Origin of the sequence: Gottfriedia sp. NPDC057991 (assembly GCF_042886615.1) — a bacterium.
Classification (GTDB): domain Bacteria; phylum Bacillota; class Bacilli; order Bacillales; family Bacillaceae_G; genus Gottfriedia.
The window spans coordinates 1-2,832 of the sequence record NZ_JBHVQN010000019.1; the positions used below are offsets into that span (position 1 = coordinate 1).

Here is a 2,832-nt window from a genome sequence, read left to right on the forward strand (position 1 = left end):
CCCAGCTCGCGTGCCGCTTTAATGGGCGAACAGCCCAACCCTTGGGACCGACTCCAGCCCCAGGATGCGACGAGCCGACATCGAGGTGCCAAACCATCCCGTCGATATGGACTCTTGGGGAAGATCAGCCTGTTATCCCCGGGGTACCTTTTATCCGTTGAGCGACGGCGCTTCCACAAGCCACCGCCGGATCACTAGTCCCGACTTTCGTCCCTGCTCGACCCGTCGGTCTCACAGTCAAGCTCCCTTGTGCACTTACACTCAACACCTGATTGCCAACCAGGCTGAGGGAACCTTTGGGCGCCTCCGTTACTCTTTAGGAGGCAACCGCCCCAGTTAAACTACCCATCAGACACTGTCCCTGATCCGGATCACGGACCCAGGTTAGACATCCAGCACGACCAGAGTGGTATTTCAACGACGACTCCACAACAACTGGCGTTGCTGCTTCAAAGTCTCCCACCTATCCTACACAAGCCGAACCGAACACCAATATCAAACTGTAGTAAAGGTCCCGGGGTCTTTCCGTCCTGCTGCGCGAAACGAGCATCTTTACTCGTAGTGCAATTTCACCGGGCCTATGGTTGAGACAGTCGAGAAGTCGTTACGCCATTCGTGCAGGTCGGAACTTACCCGACAAGGAATTTCGCTACCTTAGGATGGTTATAGTTACCACCGCCGTTTACTGGCGCTTAAGTTCTCAGCTTCGCACACCCGAAAGTGCACTAACCGGTCCCCTTAACGTTCCAGCACCGGGCAGGCGTCAGTCCGTATACATCGCCTTACGGCTTCGCACGGACCTGTGTTTTTAGTAAACAGTCGCTTCTCGCTGGTCTCTGCGGCCACCCCCAGCTCACGGAGTAAATCCGATCACCAGACGTGGCCCCCCTTCTCCCGAAGTTACGGGGGCATTTTGCCGAGTTCCTTAACCATAGTTCACCCGAACGCCTCGGTATTCTCTACCTGACCACCTGAGTCGGTTTAGGGTACGGGCCGCCATGAAACTCGCTAGAGGCTTTTCTCGACAGCATAGGATCATCCACTTCACCACAATCGGCTCGGCATCAGGTCTCAGACTATATGCACGACGGATTTGCCTACCGTGCGTCCTACACCCTTACCCCGGGACAACCACCGCCCGGGCTGGACTACCTTCCTGCGTCACCCCATCACTCACCTACTACAAGTCTGGTCCGTCGGCTCCACCACTCCCCTTTGCCCGAAGGCTCCAGGGCGGCTTCACGGACTTAGCATCGCCTGGTTCGATGTTGGCGCTTCAAAGCGGGTACCGGAATATCAACCGGTTGTCCATCGACTACGCCTGTCGGCCTCGCCTTAGGTCCCGACTTACCCTGGGCAGATCAGCTTGACCCAGGAACCCTTAGTCAATCGGCGCACACGTTTCTCACGTGTGTATCGCTACTCATGCCTGCATTCTCACTCGTGAACCGTCCACAACTCGCTTCCGCGGCTGCTTCACCCGGCACACGACGCTCCCCTACCCATCACAGCAGGCGTTGGCCCTATATGCTGCAATGACACGACTTCGGCGGTACGCTTGAGCCCCGCTACATTGTCGGCGCGGAATCACTTGACCAGTGAGCTATTACGCACTCTTTCAAGGGTGGCTGCTTCTAAGCCAACCTCCTGGTTGTCTCTGCGACTCCACATCCTTTCCCACTTAGCGTACGCTTAGGGGCCTTAGTCGATGCTCTGGGCTGTTTCCCTCTCGACCATGGAGCTTATCCCCCACAGTCTCACTGCCGTGCTCTCACTTACCGGCATTCGGAGTTTGGCTAAGGTCAGTAACCCGGTAGGGCCCATCGCCTATCCAGTGCTCTACCTCCGGCAAGAAACACACGACGCTGCACCTAAATGCATTTCGGGGAGAACCAGCTATCACGGAGTTTGATTGGCCTTTCACCCCTAACCACAGGTCATCCCCCAGGTTTTCAACCCTGGTGGGTTCGGTCCTCCACGAAGTCTTACCTCCGCTTCAACCTGCCCATGGCTAGATCACTCCGCTTCGGGTCTAGAGCGTGCAACTCAATCGCCCTATTCGGACTCGCTTTCGCTACGGCTTCCCCACACGGGTTAACCTCGCAACACACCGCAAACTCGCAGGCTCATTCTTCAAAAGGCACGCAGTCACGACTGATGTCAAGCACATACAGCGACGCTCCCACGGCTTGTAGGCACACGGTTTCAGGTACTATTTCACTCCGCTCCCGCGGTACTTTTCACCATTCCCTCACGGTACTATCCGCTATCGGTCACCAGGGAATATTTAGGCTTAGCGGGTGGTCCCGCCAGATTCACACGGGATTTCTCGGGCCCCGTGCTACTTGGGTGTCTCTCAAACGAGCCGTCAATGTTTCAGCTACGGGGGTCTTACCCTCTACGCCGGACCTTTCGCATGTCCTTCGCCTACCTGTACGGTTTCTGACTCTCCGACCAGCCGGCAGACCAGTCAAGTGCACTCCCACAACCCCGCATGCGCAACCCCTGCCGGGTATCACACGCATACGGTTTGGCCTCATCCGGTTTCGCTCGCCACTACTCCCGGAATCACGGTTGTTTTCTCTTCCTGAGGGTACTGAGATGTTTCACTTCCCCTCGTTCCCTCCACACTGCCTATGTGTTCAGCAGTGGGTGACAGCCCATGACGACTGCCGGGTTTCCCCATTCGGACACCCCCGGATCAAAGCTCAGTTGGCAGCTCCCCGGGGCCTATCGCGGCCTCTCACGTCCTTCATCGGTTCCTGGTGCCAAGGCATCCACCGTGCGCCCTTAAAAACTTGGCCACAGATGCTCGCGTCCACTGTGCAGTTC

At 56.9% G+C, this 2,832-nt stretch carries 1 rRNA gene; it reads right to left on the reverse strand.

Annotated features, from left to right (window positions below):
- Positions 1-2,804 (reverse strand): 23S ribosomal RNA (locus ACFVR2_RS25075); the annotation flags it as partial.
- Positions 2,805-2,832: the final 28 nt, after the last annotated feature.